At 69.1% G+C, this 14,717-nt stretch carries 16 protein-coding genes and 2 pseudogenes; 9 read left to right on the top strand and 9 right to left on the bottom strand.

The window, feature by feature from the left end; all coding sequences use genetic code 11:
* Positions 1–185 precede the first annotated feature (185 nt).
* Together ACWD01_RS20925 and ACWD01_RS20920 are read left to right on the top strand one after the other, a co-directional pair.
* A pseudogene (locus tag ACWD01_RS20925) lies at positions 186–362 on the top strand (Sec-independent protein translocase subunit TatA); the annotation flags it as partial.
* 155 nt (positions 363–517) lie between these two features.
* Positions 518–925 carry a hypothetical protein gene (locus tag ACWD01_RS20920; protein WP_451163919.1) on the top strand — a complete coding sequence of 136 codons (408 nt, stop codon included), beginning with the start codon at positions 518–520 and terminating at the stop codon, positions 923–925.
* Between the two features lie 73 nt (positions 926–998).
* Here ACWD01_RS20920 and ACWD01_RS20915 read toward each other — a convergent pair whose 3' ends face one another.
* The 4 genes from ACWD01_RS20915 to ACWD01_RS20900 all read right to left on the bottom strand — a co-directional run bounded on the left by ACWD01_RS20915 (position 999) and on the right by ACWD01_RS20900 (position 6,128).
* Positions 999–1,172, bottom strand: coding sequence for a hypothetical protein (locus ACWD01_RS20915; RefSeq protein ID WP_451163917.1), 174 nt, complete (start codon positions 1,170–1,172; stop codon positions 999–1,001).
* 275 nt (positions 1,173–1,447) lie between these two features.
* Positions 1,448–1,630: a hypothetical protein gene (locus ACWD01_RS20910; RefSeq protein ID WP_451163915.1), complete on the bottom strand. Its 183-nt coding sequence runs from the start codon at positions 1,628–1,630 to the stop codon at positions 1,448–1,450.
* A gap of 663 nt (positions 1,631–2,293) precedes the next feature.
* Complete coding sequence (locus ACWD01_RS20905; RefSeq protein ID WP_451163931.1) at positions 2,294–2,911, bottom strand: hypothetical protein; 618 nt, start codon at positions 2,909–2,911, stop codon at positions 2,294–2,296.
* Between the two features lie 235 nt (positions 2,912–3,146).
* Positions 3,147–6,128, bottom strand: coding sequence for an AfsR/SARP family transcriptional regulator (locus ACWD01_RS20900; RefSeq protein WP_451163913.1), 2,982 nt, complete (start codon positions 6,126–6,128; stop codon positions 3,147–3,149).
* A gap of 161 nt (positions 6,129–6,289) precedes the next feature.
* Here ACWD01_RS20900 and ACWD01_RS20895 point away from each other — a divergent pair, with 161 nt between their 5' ends.
* Positions 6,290–7,015, top strand: a complete 726-nt coding sequence (locus ACWD01_RS20895; RefSeq protein WP_451163911.1) for a DUF6333 family protein — start codon at positions 6,290–6,292, stop codon at positions 7,013–7,015.
* A gap of 127 nt (positions 7,016–7,142) precedes the next feature.
* Positions 7,143–7,391 carry a hypothetical protein gene (locus tag ACWD01_RS20890; protein ID WP_451163909.1) on the top strand — a complete coding sequence of 83 codons (249 nt, stop codon included), beginning with the start codon at positions 7,143–7,145 and terminating at the stop codon, positions 7,389–7,391.
* 65 nt (positions 7,392–7,456) lie between these two features.
* Here ACWD01_RS20890 and ACWD01_RS20885 read toward each other — a convergent pair whose 3' ends face one another.
* From ACWD01_RS20885 to ACWD01_RS20865, 5 genes and pseudogenes are all read right to left on the bottom strand, one after another.
* Positions 7,457–8,119, bottom strand: a complete 663-nt coding sequence (locus ACWD01_RS20885) for a hypothetical protein (RefSeq protein ID WP_451163907.1) — start codon at positions 8,117–8,119, stop codon at positions 7,457–7,459.
* A 58-nt stretch (positions 8,120–8,177) separates the two neighbouring features.
* Positions 8,178–8,621, bottom strand: a complete 444-nt coding sequence (locus ACWD01_RS20880) for a discoidin domain-containing protein (RefSeq protein ID WP_451163905.1) — start codon at positions 8,619–8,621, stop codon at positions 8,178–8,180.
* A gap of 180 nt (positions 8,622–8,801) precedes the next feature.
* The gene (locus tag ACWD01_RS20875; protein ID WP_451163903.1) at positions 8,802–9,029 is read right to left on the bottom strand and encodes a DUF6243 family protein; all 228 of its coding nucleotides are present in this window, start codon (positions 9,027–9,029) and stop codon (positions 8,802–8,804) included.
* Positions 9,030–9,413: 384 nt separating this feature from the next.
* A complete protein-coding gene (locus ACWD01_RS20870; RefSeq protein WP_451163929.1) occupies positions 9,414–10,247 on the bottom strand; it encodes a PIG-L family deacetylase in 834 nt (277 codons plus the stop codon).
* 318 nt (positions 10,248–10,565) lie between these two features.
* Positions 10,566–10,967 (bottom strand): annotated as a pseudogene (locus tag ACWD01_RS20865) (hypothetical protein); the annotation flags it as partial.
* Positions 10,968–11,288: 321 nt separating this feature from the next.
* Between ACWD01_RS20865 and ACWD01_RS20860 the strand changes: the two are divergent.
* From ACWD01_RS20860 to ACWD01_RS20840, 5 genes are read left to right on the top strand one after another with little or no spacing between them, the layout of a single operon-like run.
* Entirely contained in the window at positions 11,289–11,693 is a 405-nt protein-coding gene (locus ACWD01_RS20860) for a WXG100 family type VII secretion target (protein ID WP_451163901.1), read from the top strand.
* Positions 11,694–11,735: 42 nt separating this feature from the next.
* Positions 11,736–12,035 (top strand): WXG100 family type VII secretion target, encoded by a 300-nt coding sequence (locus ACWD01_RS20855; protein ID WP_451163899.1) that lies wholly within the window; start codon positions 11,736–11,738, stop codon positions 12,033–12,035.
* Positions 12,035–13,783, top strand: coding sequence for an RNase A-like domain-containing protein (locus ACWD01_RS20850; RefSeq protein ID WP_451163897.1), 1,749 nt, complete (start codon positions 12,035–12,037; stop codon positions 13,781–13,783). Before ACWD01_RS20855 ends, ACWD01_RS20850 begins: the two co-directional genes overlap by 1 nt.
* A gap of 11 nt (positions 13,784–13,794) precedes the next feature.
* Positions 13,795–14,400 (top strand): hypothetical protein, encoded by a 606-nt coding sequence (locus tag ACWD01_RS20845; RefSeq protein WP_451163895.1) that lies wholly within the window; start codon positions 13,795–13,797, stop codon positions 14,398–14,400.
* A 10-nt stretch (positions 14,401–14,410) separates the two neighbouring features.
* Positions 14,411–14,716: an RNase A-like domain-containing protein gene (locus tag ACWD01_RS20840; RefSeq protein ID WP_451163893.1), complete on the top strand. Its 306-nt coding sequence runs from the start codon at positions 14,411–14,413 to the stop codon at positions 14,714–14,716.
* Position 14,717: the final 1 nt, after the last annotated feature.

The following is a 14,717-nucleotide window of genomic DNA, read 5'->3' as shown; positions in this document are numbered from 1 at the left end:
TGAGACTTCGAACACCTCACCCAACGGCACGGGAGCCCTGTCCGTTGCGGGCACCAAGGCCATCACCCGATCGGTGGTCACGCTGAAAAGGCTCATTGCCTGTGCTTTGCCGAACGACGGCTACGATCCCGCTCGGGAGAACGCGGACGTCCTGAGAGACGGCCCGCTCGGAGAGGGTGGTCACGATGGGTACGTTCAGCGCTTCGCACATCCTGATCGTGCTGGGAGTCGCCGTTCTGCTGTTCGGCAGCGCGAAGCTGCCCGAGATGGCCCGCGCGCTGGGCAAGTCCGCGCGCATCCTGAAGAGCGAGGCCGCCGCCATGAAGAGCGACGCCGCTCCGGACACCGAGCCGGCGCTCCCGGCGGCGCAGCGGAACCACTGAGTCTGCGCTCGCGCGGCCCGGACCCCTTCGCAGGCGGTACGCGTCGTCGGCGAGCAGGTCGTGGCTGAGGTACTCGGTCGGAGCTGAGTACGTGCGCCCTGGCCGGTCACATGTCCAGCCGAGATGCTTCGGCCATGCGACGACCTCTGAAACTTCTTCCCGAGCTGTCGGCCGTCCTCGTGGTGGCTGCGGTGTCGGCCGCGTTGTGGGCGGCCTGGCTGGGCTGGGACCAGCACTATGACGTGCATCCCGACGGTTCGACGACCGGCCCGTACGAGGTGTGGCAGGTGGCAGGGCTGGTGCTGACCCTGCTGGCGCCGGTGTACTGGGCGGCGTCCCGGCGCTACTTCGCGGGCGCCGTGCTCGGCACCACGCTCGGCCTGACGGCCGCCGCCTACTACGACTGGTCGGACGACGCCACCGGCCTCTTCGTGATCGGCGTGGTGCTGGTCATGCTGGGGAGCTTCGCTGCCACGGCCGCGGTCTCCGCCGTGATCGCCGCCGTGAAGAAGGACGGCCGCGGGAGCAGGGGCTCCGCGTAGCGCGGAGGCCAGGGCGCCCGGTCCTCGGGCGCGATCGGGAATCAGGCCCGAGGACCGTGCGCCGTCGTGGTGGCTAATTGCCGGCGCGCTCCTCGGAGAGGATCTGCTGCCGCAGCTCCACCAGGGCCCGGAGCGCAGTGCTGTACATCTGGATGCTCTTCTCGCTGTGCGTGTTCACGGCGGTCTTGACCTCGTTGAAGGTCTTGGCGATGACCTCGTCCAGGTCGTTCTTGTCGATGCCGTTCATGCTGCTTCTCCTTTAGGCGGGGGTGGCCGGTTCCGGTTGACCTTTCACGCCACTCGACCGTCGATAAGCCGCTGCGTTCAGTCGAATCACGGCGGGCCCGGACAGGAAAATCCGAGGCGATTGATCACCGTGAAGAGAAACCCTCGGCGGACTTCAACCGGGTCTTTCGCTCAATAGTTGATTACTTCGGCTTTACCGGGGCGTACGCGGGGACGGAGAACCGGGCGTGCGTACACGGGTGTGACGGCGGCGGCTGTGACGGGCGTCGCGAGGTGCTACTTGACCGCCCTGGTCGTCACGTATGTGGCAACGGCGGTGCTGGCGCTCATGCCCACCCTGGCGGCGGCCGGCGTGAAGACGCCCGGAGCGGCCACGCCGGGCGTTATGTGCACGTCAGGGCCGTGGTCAGCGGCGATGCCCTCGGGTGAGGTGTCCTGGTTCACCTTGTTCGGAAGCATGAGATTCCCCCTTGACTGAGATCACGTGGCTGCGCGGACGCTCGGGACGGCCCCGTCCGGAGGGGCGGTGCGGTGTGGCACCGGCTGTCCGCGGCACCGGGCGAGGATGGTCAGTCCCCGCCGCCGGTGAACGTGCCGTCAGTATATGAGCGACCGGCTCCGCTTGATCAAGTAATTGCCCGAGTGATCGGCGTCACAGCGGGTTTATTTTCGCGAAACTTGAGGTTCCGTTTGTTTCCGGTTGTGTCGGCCGGCATTCGTGGAATCTGCAATAAGCGCATCGCGTCCCGCCGTTCGCGCGTGAAAGGGCCGAACCCTCCCCCGTTCATTTGGGGAAGGGTTCACGGGGCAAGGGGTAAGCAGTCATATTCACGCGGAGGGCGTAGGGCGCCGCTACGGGCGCCAGAGGGGCGCTTTCGACGCCGCGGAAGGGGCGGCGGAGTGAACGGTCCGGCCATGCGGGTCGCTGGTGTCGTTGTCGGTGCACATCCGTCGGCCCGCGTGCCCGGACCCACCGTGACGGCCGAGTCGCCTTGGCGTTCACAAGCGCGGCGCCCGTAGGTCCCGGGCACACCGAGAAGCCCCGGGCCGTCGGCCCAGGGGCTTCTCGTGGAACGGGTGGGGCGGGCGCGGCGGCGAGCTGGCCGGCCGGCGCGTGGGGGGTCAGCTGGTCCAGACGACCGGGCTGTCGCTGTACGCGTCGCCCTCGTCGAACTCGGCCGCCGTGACGGGCTTGCCCGTCGAGGCGGTGAGCGTGCAGGTCTCGTACGACGCGCCCTTGGTGGTGAACTCGGTGGGCGCGGTCTCGCGGTCGCACTTGCCCGGGATGTCGCCGATCAGGACGACGCCCGTACCGGCGCCGCCTTCCAGCACACCGTCCAGCTTCAGCGACGCGTACGACAGGTCGGTGCCGCCGACGTTCTCCACCTTCATCCTGATGAAGTAGGGCGTCATTCCCTTCGCCTTCTCACCGAAGGCGGCCATGTCGGCCTCGGCGCCCTTCTCGATCGCCGTGACCGTGATGGCGATGGTCCCCTTCTTCTTGCTCGTGTACTCGAAGGGGACGACGGCCCTGTCACCGACCTTGAGTTCGGTGCCCGGCGCGGTGACGTCACCCTCGGCCGGAGCGTCGCCTGCGTCACCGGCGTCACCGGCGTCGCCGCTGTCGGCAGCCGGGCTCTCGCTGCTCGGCGCGGGCGCGGCCGGAGTGGAGGCCGCCGGCGGGTCCTGCGCCGCGGGCTCTCCCTCGTCGCCTGTGCAGGCCGAAACCGCGAGCCCCATGGTGGCCAGAGCAGCCGCGAACACGATACGTCCCTTGTGCACTACTACCTCACTGGTAACGAGAGCTGTCCGACACGGCAGCTTCGAGCGTTCGATTGTTTCGAGAAACGACCACCGACAACACGGCCGGACATGCCGGAACGGCCCCCCGACGGCGTTTCGTCGTCGACGCCGACCGTGACACATCGCGGAATACGGCCGGCACACGTCTGGAATCCGAGCCGCGCGGCACGGCTCAGCGGATCTTGGCCCGCACGGCGGACGCCTCGCCGGCCAGGCGCCTCGCCGCGGTGTCGTCTCCCGCCGCGCTCTGGAGCCGGGCGAGCGTTTCCAGCACACCCGCCAGCAGGTACGGGTAGTCGATACCGCGGGCCACCTCGACCGCGCGTTCCCCCTCGCCGATCGCGGCAGGCAGTTCGTGGCGACCGTACAGGCGGGGATCGAGCAGGTCGATGAGACCACGGGTCTCGAACATGGGGTCGTGGAGCGTACGCGCGACCTCGACGCCTTCGAGGAGACGGCGGCGCGCGTCGGCGTACTCACCGCGGGCCAGGTGGAGACAGCCCCACGCGTGGGCCGTGTAGAACACGCCCGACGACCCCACGTCCCGGGCGTACTCGGTCAGTTCGGTGAACGACTCCTCGGCCTCCGCGGGACGGCCGAGAGCGAGCTGCGCCTGGCCGAGCCAGTAGGTGTCCCGCGCGACCAGGGCCCGGATGCCCTCCTTGCGCGCACCGGCGACGATCTCCGTGAGGACCTCTGCCGCGACCGTCGGCCTGCCCGCCTGGAGGTGGGCGAGTCCGACCTGCGAGTACGCGTGCAGGGCCGCCGCGGCCTGCCCGCCGGCGTTGAGCCGTTCGTAGGCCTCGCGGCCTGCTGTGATCGCCTCGGTCAGACGTCCGCCCGGCACGAGGAAGAACGGCGCGTTGCTCAGCGCCTCCAGATAGCCCCGCCGGTCCCCGATCCGCTCGAACAGCTTCATGGCCTCGGTGTTGGACTCCTCGGCCGGACCGTACCGGCGGCGGGTGTAGCGCAGTCCGGCCATCGAGATGAGGAGTCTGGCCCGGCCCCGCACGTTGCCCGCGGCCGTGGCCAGGTTCATCGCCGTGTCGTAGCACTCCTGCCAGTCGTCGAAGTACCGCTCCGTCTCGAACAGCGCGTGTCCGCCCACGGCCAGCTCCCAGCAGAGCTCGTCCCGGCCCAGATCAGCGGCCTGCCGCACACCCGCCACCAGCGGGACGCGCTCCGAATCCAGCACGTCCATCGGCGGTACGGAAGGCGGCAGGCTCGCCTCCACCCGCGCCGGCTGCCACCGGTCGGCGTCCCGCTGGTACATGTTCTGCCCCATGTGGTCACGGTCGGCGATGTCCGTGTGGGCCAGGAGGGCGCCGAGGACACGGACGATGGCCTCCTCCCGGGCCTCCGCCGTCTCCTCCAGCTCCGCGCGTTCCCGCGCGTACGCGCGGATCAGGTCGTGGAAGCCGTAACGCGCCTGACCGTGCGGCGTTCCGGTGACGTCGAGCAGGTGGACGTCGACCAGCTCGTCGAGGAGTTCCTGGGCCGCGCGCAGTTCGCTGTCGACGGCGGCGGCAGCCGTCCAGAGCGGGAAGTCGGGCGCCTCCAGGAGCCCGAGGAGCCGGAACAGCCGCTGTGCCTCGGGCCGGAGCCCTTTGTAGCTCAGCCCGAAGCTGGCCCGTACTTCGAGGTCGCGATAGCGGAGCGCGTCCAGCCGATGCTGCTCGTCCGCCAGCCGCGACACCAGGTCCGCAAGGTGCCAGTGCGGTCGCGACAGCAGGAGCGACCCGACGATCCGCAGTGCGAGCGGCAGCCGGGCGCACAGCCGGACCAGGTCGGACAGCTCCGCCCGGGTGGCCGAGGTCAACCGGTCGGCCGTGCTGTCGCGCAGCATGGCCAGACTGTCGGCCTCGGACATCTCACGGAGCTCGACCCGGTGCGCGCCGCCAAGACCGCCGAGCCGCACGCGGCCGGTGACGATCACTCCGCAGGTGCCGCTCGCCGGCAGCAGGGAAGCCAACTGCTCCTCGTCGTACGCGTCGTCGAGCACCACCAGGACGCGGCGTTCCGCGAGCATGCCCCGGTAGAGATCCGTGCGCTCCTCCGGATCCTCCGGCACCGCGGTGGCGGGCACTCCCAGCGCGCGCAGGAAGCGGCCGAGCACCGTGGCCGGGGCGACCGGCTGGGTACGCGCACCGGCCAGCGCCGCGAACAGCTGCCCGTCGGGGTACGCGGACCTGAGGCGGTGCGCGGCCTGCACCGCGAGCGCGGTCTTGCCGACCCCGCCGGGGCCGGAGATCGTCACCACCGCGGCCGGCTCGTCGGCGGCGCGGTCCTCGCGGAGCACCGCTTCGATCTCCGCCAACTCCGCCCGCTGCCCGCTGAAGTCGCCGAGCGCCGGAGGCAGCATCCGGGCGACGGCGGCGTTCCCGCGTCCCGGCTCCTCGGCCGGGAGCGCCGGGTCCAGCGCGGGGTCCTCGCCGAGGACGGCCCGGTGCAGGTCCCGCAACTGCTGCCCGGGCTCCAGACCGGTCTCCGCGGCCAGGACGTCACGTACCTGGAGGTAGGCGTGCAGCGCGTCCGCCCGCCGGCCACAGCGATACAGCGCGAGCATGAGCTGGGCCCACATCCGCTCGCGGAAGGGGTGTTCCATCGTCAGCGCGGTCAGCTCGCCGAGCAGCTCGCTGTGCCGGCCGAGGCGGAGGTCGACGTCGATCCGCTCTTCGAGTACGCCGAGCCGCAGCTCGTCGAGGCGAGCGGCCTCCGAGGTCAGCGCCGGGACGTCGGCGGTCCCGGCGAACGCGGGCCCCCGCCACAGGCCCAGGGCCTCGTCGAAGATCCGGCGCGACTGATCGAGATCACCCGCCGCCAGCGCCGCTCGGGCCATGCCCGCCAGGTCCTCGAAACGGGCCGCGTCCAGTTCGTCCCGGTCGGCCCGCAGCACATAACCCCGGCCCTGTGTGGCGATGCGCCCCGGCTCCCCCAGGCGCTGCCGGAGCCGGTGGACGTAGGTCTGCACGTTCTTGGCGGCACTCTTCGGCTGCTCCTCGCCCCAGAGCGCCTCCGCCAGCGCGTCACCGGAGACCTGCCGGCCCGGTCGGCTCAGCAGGACCGCCAGGAGCAACCGCCCTTTCGGCGTGCCCAGTTCCAGCGGTACGCCGGCCCGCCACACGGTCAGCGGGCCCAACACTCCGAAGTCCACAACCGCCCCCTGCCTTCGACGGCAACTGTATCGGCCCCGCCGGGCCCGTGACCGGCGCCGCGCGCAGCCCCCGATGCCCTCGGAACGGGCCTCACGTACATGGGCCCGGGCCGGCCACAACCACCCCCGGAGGAACCCAGGAACCCGTTACGGTGACGGGCATGTCTGACACCGACTACTGGACTTTCCCGTCCGACCGCAGGACCCGGGGCAGCGGCAGCCGGTACGAACTGACTGTCCTGCATCCGCCGTTCGCGCTGGACGTCGCCGAGCTCCCGCCCAACGACCCGGAGCGCGCAGCGGAGTTCGCCCGTTCCCTGGGCACGATCGACGACGTGGTCGAAGACCTCGGCCCCCGTGCGCGCAGCGACATGATCACGGTCGCCACGAGAGCCGATCTGGACGTCGTGCAGGCGGGCGCGTGGGGAAACCTCCTGTCGGTCTCCGACCCGGCGTTCGCGGACGACGGCAACGACATGTCGCTGCTGGCGGAGGCCACCCGGCTGCGGGAACGCTTCCCCGACGCGCGGATCGTGGGCCGGGTCGAGGTGCACTGCGGCGCCGAGCACACCGAGGACCTCGTGTGGCTGCCGGGCGGAACCATGTTCCACGCCTGCGGCTGGCCCGGGGACGAACCGTTCGTCGTGACCGGCGACCCGCAGGCCGTGATGTCCGCGCTCGGGATCACGGCGGAAGCCCTCGAAGACCTCGACGTGTACGTCGACCTGGACGACGAACCGAACCAGAACGACTGGGGCGCCCTCGCCACCGCCTGCCTCGCCGACGCGGACCCGTGGGGGAGGGCCGACCTGTACGCCTCCTCGCTGCGGGTGCGGCACAGCGAGCACGCCACCGGCCACATGGAAGCCCTGTACTTCAACGACTGAGGACCCCGCCTTTCCGTTCCGGGTTCCGCCGACGGACGGGACCGGGGCCGCGCAATGGCGCAGCCGGCTGTTCGAGATTCCGCGTTCCGCCGTCGTGCGGCTGCTCGTCATGCCGGCGACGGACGCCATGGACGTGTCGCGACAGTACGGCTTCGCTGACCGCAGGCCGGGCATGGAGGAACACGCGCAGGTGATCCTGTCGCGCTTCCCGCACGGCTCGCAGTTCTTCACGAACACCCGCCACGGCGGCGACCACCCCGACTTCTACGAACGGATCACCGGCTGCCGGCCGATGACTCAGTACGCCTGGGACCTCGGCCTTGTCGCGGTGTCCCGTGCGGAAGTCGGCCTCATCCGGTCGTTCGACGCAAGCTGAAGGTCGACGACGGCAGTGACCATCTCCTGGAAGCCGTAGCCACTGGACCCCTGCCCGGGAGTCCGTCAGTCAGGCGGGGCCCTGGGCGGGGGCACGGGCCAGTGGACGGGGCGCCAGTGCTCCAGCGCATCATCCAGCAGCGGCGCCTCGGGGTCATCCCAGATCAGGCAGCCCCACACCAGGCCGGGCACGTCCGGGCCCATGGCATCCGCCGGCCCTTCGGTGAGTGTGCGGTGAACGGCTTCGAGGTAGGCGGCGATCGACGGATGGCCGGGCTTGTCGCAGGCCAGGTTGTCGGGCAGCGACCAGGAGCCGACGCCGTCCGCGCCCACGTAGTGCCCGGACTCGGGGCCCGTTTGGTCGCCGGTCAGCCACGGAACCACCGCGGCGCCCCACCAGTCCCTGCGGCTGATGTCGGGCAGCCGCGGCCAGAGCGCATCCGCCGGGCCGAGCAGGATCCCGCCCGGCAGGAACGCCCCCGATGCGACCTCGCCCTCTTCCTCATTGGCCTCGATGTACTGGTGTTCCACCCCGCCGCACAGCCGCCAGAGATCGCCCAGCTCGGCGGGAAGACCGAAGTTGAGGTGATGCCTCAACTGGGCGTCCGCAGCCTCAATGGCCTGCTCCGGGGCGGGCGGCAGCAGGGAGGCGTATGAGACCGGGGCATTCACCTTCAGCCAGGCCGTGAGACGGCGCCAGGCCGTCTCCACATTCCGTTGACCGCTCATCCCGCCAACCTACTGAGTCCGTCATCATGGGCTGACATGGGCTTCAGTCCATGATGAGTCAGTGCCGACCAGGACTCACGCCTCGTCCGATGGGTGTCGGGGTCGGTGTGGGGGACGGCGACGGAGCGTCGGTGGTGCCGTAGACCTTGAACTCGTAGAGCGAGTAGCCGTACTGGGCGGCCCGCTGGGTGCCGTACACCCGCAGGTAGCGGGCGTTGCCGGTCACGGCCAGTTCATCGGCGCCGCCGTCGCCGCTCGTGACGGAGGCGAGGTCGGTCCAGGACGTTCCGCTGGCGGAGGACTGGATCCTGTACGCGGAGGCGTGCGCGGCCTCCCAGTCGAGCCGTACCCGGGAGAGGGCGGCGGTGGGGCCGAGGTCGACGGCGAGCCACTGGGGTCGACACCCTTGGCGGAGGCCCAGCGGGTGCCGGCCTGGCCGTCGACGGCCAGGCCGGGCTCGTAGCCGGTGGGCGCGCAGGACTCTGGGTCGGCCCGGACCCACAATTTGCGTCCTGGCATATGACCGGACACGGAGTCGCCCCAATCACGGTCGGCCCTGGTGGCGAGGACGACTGGGTGCGCTGATTGATGCGGCATGGATGAGGCGGCCTTCGCAGGGCCCGGACCGTGCGTCGCGGTCCGGGCCCTGTCCCGTGCGGTGCCTCCCTGCGGCGGCGGTGCGTCAGCTCTGTGCGGTGTCGTCGCCGGTCTGCCCGGTGTTTCCGGCTGCGTCCTCGGCTGCGCCGGCCTTCTCGCGCATCTTGCGCACCAGCTCCGCCTTCTGGTCGGCGGCGCCCTTGCGGTCGAGGTTGCGGTGCGGACCGTTGTTCTGCCGTTCGGCGCGGGACAGCTTCTTGCGCTGACCGCCGCCCATGCCCACGGGGTTGTTGATGTTCTTGCTCACGGTCATGGGCTCTCCCGGTAATGAAGTGATCTATGGACTTACGGGTGGGGGACGGGCGGCGACGTCGAAGGGCGCCGACAGGTCCCCATCACGCTCTCACTCGTAAATCGGAGTCTGGAAGAGCATGCAAAGACGGTACCCGGTTCCGTCCGCCCCGCGCGCCAGGCCTTTGGCCGCCCCGGCGCCGGCCGGGCTCTCGGCGAGTGCCCGGGTTCAGCAATTCCTCCCGGGAATCTCAGCACCCGCCGGCACCCGTCGGAGGTCGCTGCGCGCCCGGAGCAGGTCCAGACGGACATTACTGGGCCGCAGGGGCGTGGTCAGTGATCGCGAGCACACTGGTGACATGAGCACCGGATCCGAGGAACCCGGCGCACACCGACGCGACAGCCGTCAGCGCAGTCCGGCGAAGAGATCGTTCTCGGGTACGGCCGCGTTGGTGGCGTCCTTGACACGTACGAAAGTCTCCAGGCCCATCAACTCGCCGAACCTCTCCTTGCCCATCTTGAGGAAGAAGATGTTCTCGCCCTGACTGGCGTGCGCGGCCAGCGCATCGAACTTCTGACCGCTGAACGCGGTGGTGTCCACCCACGTGGTGATCTCGTCGTCGGGGAGGCCGATCTCGGCCATCGCGGCGGCCTCCGCGGGATCCGGCTCAGGCATGTCCTCACCGAACTCGCGCATGGTCTCTCCGAACCGCTGCATCATCGAGCGGGGCATCGTCGTCCAGTACACCTTCGGTGTCAGCGCGGTCATCTCCAACGCCGCCATCGTGATGCGGTGGGCCTGGATGTGGTCGGGGTGGCCGTAGAAGCCGTTCTCGTCGTAGGTGACGACCACATCGGGCCGGTAGTGCCGCATGAGTTCCGCAAGCCGGGCGGCGCCTTCCTCGACGGGGGTGCGCCAGAAGGATCCGGGGGCGTCGTTACTCGGCCAGCCGATCATCCCGGAGTCGGCATAGTCCAGCATCTCCAGGTCGCTGATCTTCAGGACGTCACAGCTCGCCTCGAGTTCTTGGCGGCGCATCAGGGCGACGGCCGCCGGATCGTGCCCGGGATCGCCCGGCTTGACGCCCCCCGGTCCATCACCGCAGCCGCCGTCGGTACACGTCACGAGAACCGTGCGGATGCCTTCCGCCGCGTACCGCGCGAGGACCCCTCCGGTTCCGGTGGCCTCGTCGTCGGGGTGGGCGTGCACTGCCATGAGCGTCAAGGGCCGGTCCGTCATGAAAAACAGTCCTCCTGCAGAACTACGTCTTGGTCCGAGTGCGCGGCGGGCGTACCGCGGATCTGGGGTCTGGGTCCGGGGCCAGGCGGGGCGGGCGACTCTGTGTCTCCGTCTTCCCCGCCCGTGCGGCACCGGTCCTTCGGTCGATGCAACCGTGACGGCTGGGCCGGCTGTTCCCGGCGCGACCGCTCGGCCTTCCGGGCGTCGGCGTTTTGGGGCACGGGCGATGTGCGATGCTGCGGTGTCCGCCACGGCGCGTGCCTGGGTCGTCCCATGAGGCCGCTCCGAGGCGCGGCTCCTCGAAGTGGGCCGCCGGGTCAGAGAGATGACGCGAATCTGGCTGCCGCAGAGCCTGGTCATGCCGTCGCTGTCGGACCTCAGCGGAGCGACCGGTTTCGGCTGGCGCAGTGCGACCTCGGCCACGGTGGCGTCCTTGTGCCCACGTAGTCCGGCACCTTTGAGAAGTTCTGCCGCATTCGCCGACTGTTCGGTGACCGGCTCCTCCTTGATGCGGGACAGGGCCCGGTGCAGGCGGGGGATGTTGGTACGGGAGTGGTCGACGTCCACGATGGTGTTCGCCCCGATGACCAGGCCGGCCCCCATGTCGTGGAACACCTGCGACATCGCGAGGAGCGTGCGGTCCCGCGCGATCCAGGCGGAGATCCCTTCCGAATCCAGAGCGACGGTATCCAGGACGCCGGTCTCGACGCGCTCACTCACGCGGCGTCCGCGTCCTTGGCGAAGCCGGCGACACCAAAGATCACTGTCAGGGCGAAGACGGCAGAGACGGCAGATCCAGTCCATGGACGCGGGTGGGCGGGAGCGGTGGGGGCAGGCGCACGGGTCCTTGTAGGCAGTTGTCCCGGTCCCGGCCCCCGACCGCACTGGGTGTGGCATCCACCGATACGCGCGGGGTGAGCGACCCCACATTCATGGAGGATTTGCTGCTGCCATGGTCTGAAGTGAAGTTGTTAGGGTGACAAGGGTGTGTCAAGTAACCAGCGGAGCAGCGGGGTTGACGACCGCAAACTGGGGGATGCGATGAGTGGCGCAGGCGGACAGCCACGACTTCGGGCGCAGGACGACCGGCTGACGGACCTGGCCAATGACCTCGACGGTATGCAGGGCTACCTGGACGAGCAGGTCAGACGCATGGACGCGATCGTCGACCGGATCGAGGCGGGATGGCAGGGGCCGGCCGCCCGTGCCTACCGGGACCTCCACCGGGGCGCGGCCGAGGACGCCGTACGTATCCGCATGATCATCCAGGCTGTTGAACAGGCCGTGCGATTGAGCCGGGACGGGTTCTCGGAGCAGGACCTGGACGTCATGGCGCAGCTACGGAAGATCCAGGTCGAGACGGATGTGAAGCGCGAAGCGGACGCGCTTTCGACGCCGAACACAGAGGTGCCCGCCGCGCCGCGCAGCACCCTCTCCGACCTCTGAGGGCCCAACGCCAACTGACGGCTTCTGAACGGGGGAAGCGTGATGGACGACGACCACATAACCGTCGATTTCGCGACGCTGCAGGACCTTTCCGGAGATCTCGAGGACATTCTCAAGCGCCTCAACGAGCAGCTGGACCTGCTCTTCCGGCGCGCCGAGAAGGTGGTCCTGACCTGGGAGGGCGAAGCCCGCGAGGTGTTCATCGACAAGCTAGAAGAGTGGGACCGGTCTGCGGCGGATCTGCAGGCCACGCAGGCCTGGCTGCACGACGTGGTGGTCAACGGCGAGATCAATTACGCGGCGGCGCACCAAGCGGTGCTCCGGGGCTGGGGTGCCGCCTGATGGCCGATCTGCCCTCCGACAAGCAGCGCAAGCAGGAACGCGACCAGGCGAAGACCGCCCCGCCCAATCAGGGCGTCGGGCGCTTCGACGTACAGCCGAAGCACCTCTACTTTACGTCACTTGTCGTCCGCGACGAGCAATTCGCGTACGACAAAAGCGCGAAGAAGTTCATCGAGCGCGTGAACAAGTACAGCCAGTCCGCGGGCACGGGCTGGGGCCCGGACTCCTTCGCCGACCGGTACGGCATCGTCGCCGGGAAGTTCATGAAGCTCTGGGCGAAGAGCGTGGTGTCCGTGGGCGGGGTGTCGGTGGGTTTCACGCAGACCGCGAACAACTACGCGCAGGCGGACTGGGCGGCGAACAAGGGCAAGGGCAGTCCGCCCGAGGAGAAGCAGCCTCCGGCGGTGATCGACAGCGATCCCACGTACGGCCCACCCAATGACCTCACTTGGCGAGGGGAGGGCGAGTACCACGATTCCTGGGCGATCTCGGGAATCCTGGGCGAGGTCCCGGACTTCCTCATGTTCATCATGAAGCCCGTGGTCGACGAAGGGCTGAGACTTGGCCGCGTCCACGAGATCACGCCGGGCGTCAAGGAAGACGAGTTCCGCGACATCGCCGGGGCATGGCGGGATGTCTCAAAGGACGTGAAGAAGGCGGCCGACGGCTTCACGGACGCGATCTCCTACATCACTGATCCCACGGGGAATGGTGAGTGGCAGTCCGCGATGAGGGCCTTCTGCCAGACGATCTGGGGAACCACGGCTTGGGGGAAGGTACGTGACCAGCGGGCGGAGGTGACCGCCAAGAAGGGCGCCCGAAGCTGGAAGACCCTCGGGAAGGTCGACCCCGCTACGAGACGTCCGATCATCGAGGTTCTCGACAAAAGCGCGAACACAATTCAGAAGCTGTTCGACGACCTGGCCGACCTGGGCGAGAAGACCACCGAGACGACCACGCGCCTTGCCAAGGAGGCCGCGGACAAGACAGTGAAGGACCTCACGTCTGGTCTGGACCCCATCGAGCTCACCAGACTCGCGGTTGGGCTCGTGGTCGCGGAGGTCGTCCTGACCTTCCGGTCCCATATGGACAAGGCGGCCATGGACGCGGCGGTCGGGGCCTATCTCGAGGCCTTCGGCGATGCTGCGGGCAAGCTGGCCATGCTTGAGTTCGAGCTCGACGAGGCGCTGCAGAGCGTGCCGACGTTCCAGGCGGAGCGGGCCCGGGCGCAGGGGTTCGGTGCGCGCTCCCTGAATGAGTTCAAGAAGGAGCACCGCTGGCAGTTGCCGGAGAGCCAGTTTCCCTACATGTACTCCATGGACCTCGCCGCGGCGGAGGGGGTGGGCAATGGCCATACCCTTGACAAGCATGTGGGGAAGACCGACGAGCAACTGCTCCAGCGGATGAGGGACGAGAGCAAGGCGGATGGGACGCCCAAGATCCCGGGCGCCTCTACGTACGCCGACATGGAATCCGCTCAGCGGTACACCCAGTACGCTCTGCGTGACAACACGGACGAAATCAACAAGTGGCTCAATGAGAATCCGCCGAAGCCGTTCGCGGAATTCAATACGCCGTCTGTTCCTCTCCAAGGTCCCCTGGCCGGTGACGCGGTGACCGGGCGAGGCACGGCTCTGGTCGACGGGCAGCTCACAGACGTGCGCGACACCAAGGGGGTCTCGCTGCGTCTCATGCACGACCCGAACCTCGATCCGCCGTTCGTCGTCTTCAGCTCGATGCCCAAGTGAGAGAGACCCGGATGGACAGCGATACCGAGCACGACCGGCAGGATGGCCCGCAGCTGCCCCTGGATGCCGAGACCTGGGCGGCGGCTGTGGAGATGTACCGCAACAGGTACTCGTTCGTCGCGGTCGGCCCGCGCGTCCACGAGGACTGGCTGCCCGATGTGGCCGCGGTGATGCACCGCGAGGTTGCCGATCCCCGTGGCTGGAGCGGCAGGGATCCCGAGCAGGGAGACGAGGAGTTGGAGGAGGACCCCGCCTTTCCGTTCCGGGTTCCGCCGACGGATGAGACCGGGGCCGCGGAATGGCGCAGCCGGCTGTTCGAGATCCCGCGTTCCGCCGTCGTACGGCTGCTCGTCATGCTGGCGACGGACGCCATGGACGTGTCGCGGCAGTACGGCTTCGCCGAACGCAGGCCGAGCATGGAGCAACGCGCGCAGGCGATCCTGTCGCGCTTCCCGGAGGGCTCCAGGTTCTTCACGAACACCCGCCACGGCGACCACCCCGACTTCTACGAACGGGTCACCGGCTGCTGGCCCATGACCCGGTACTCCTGGGACTTCGGCCTTCTCGCGGTGTCCCGCGAGGAAGTCGGCCTCATCTGGTCGTTCGACGCAAGCTGAAGTGGAAGACATGACTGTACGAACCAGATCCGCCACCTACCCCGACCGCGCAACCGCCCACTGGGCCACCCAGCAGGTGGTGACCGGCAATGAGCAGAAGATCCACTGCTGGCTCGCCCAGGGCACCCGCGCCCGCCTCGCCATCGAGGCCGCCTGGCCCTCCCGTGAGGCGCCCGTCGGCCGCGTACTGCTGCAGGCGATGATGCTCGCCGGGCGCGAGCCCGTCGATGTGCGCGCGGCACGTGTCGTCCTCAAGCGTGAGCCGGACAGCCCGCACGGCTTCGTCGTGCTCACCACCGTCCCGATCTATCTGTAGA

It is taken from the genome of Streptomyces sp. NPDC002835 (assembly GCF_053591995.1).
The sequence above is the reverse complement of the archived record's forward strand: the minus strand, read 5'-3'. Positions and strand labels throughout refer to the sequence as shown.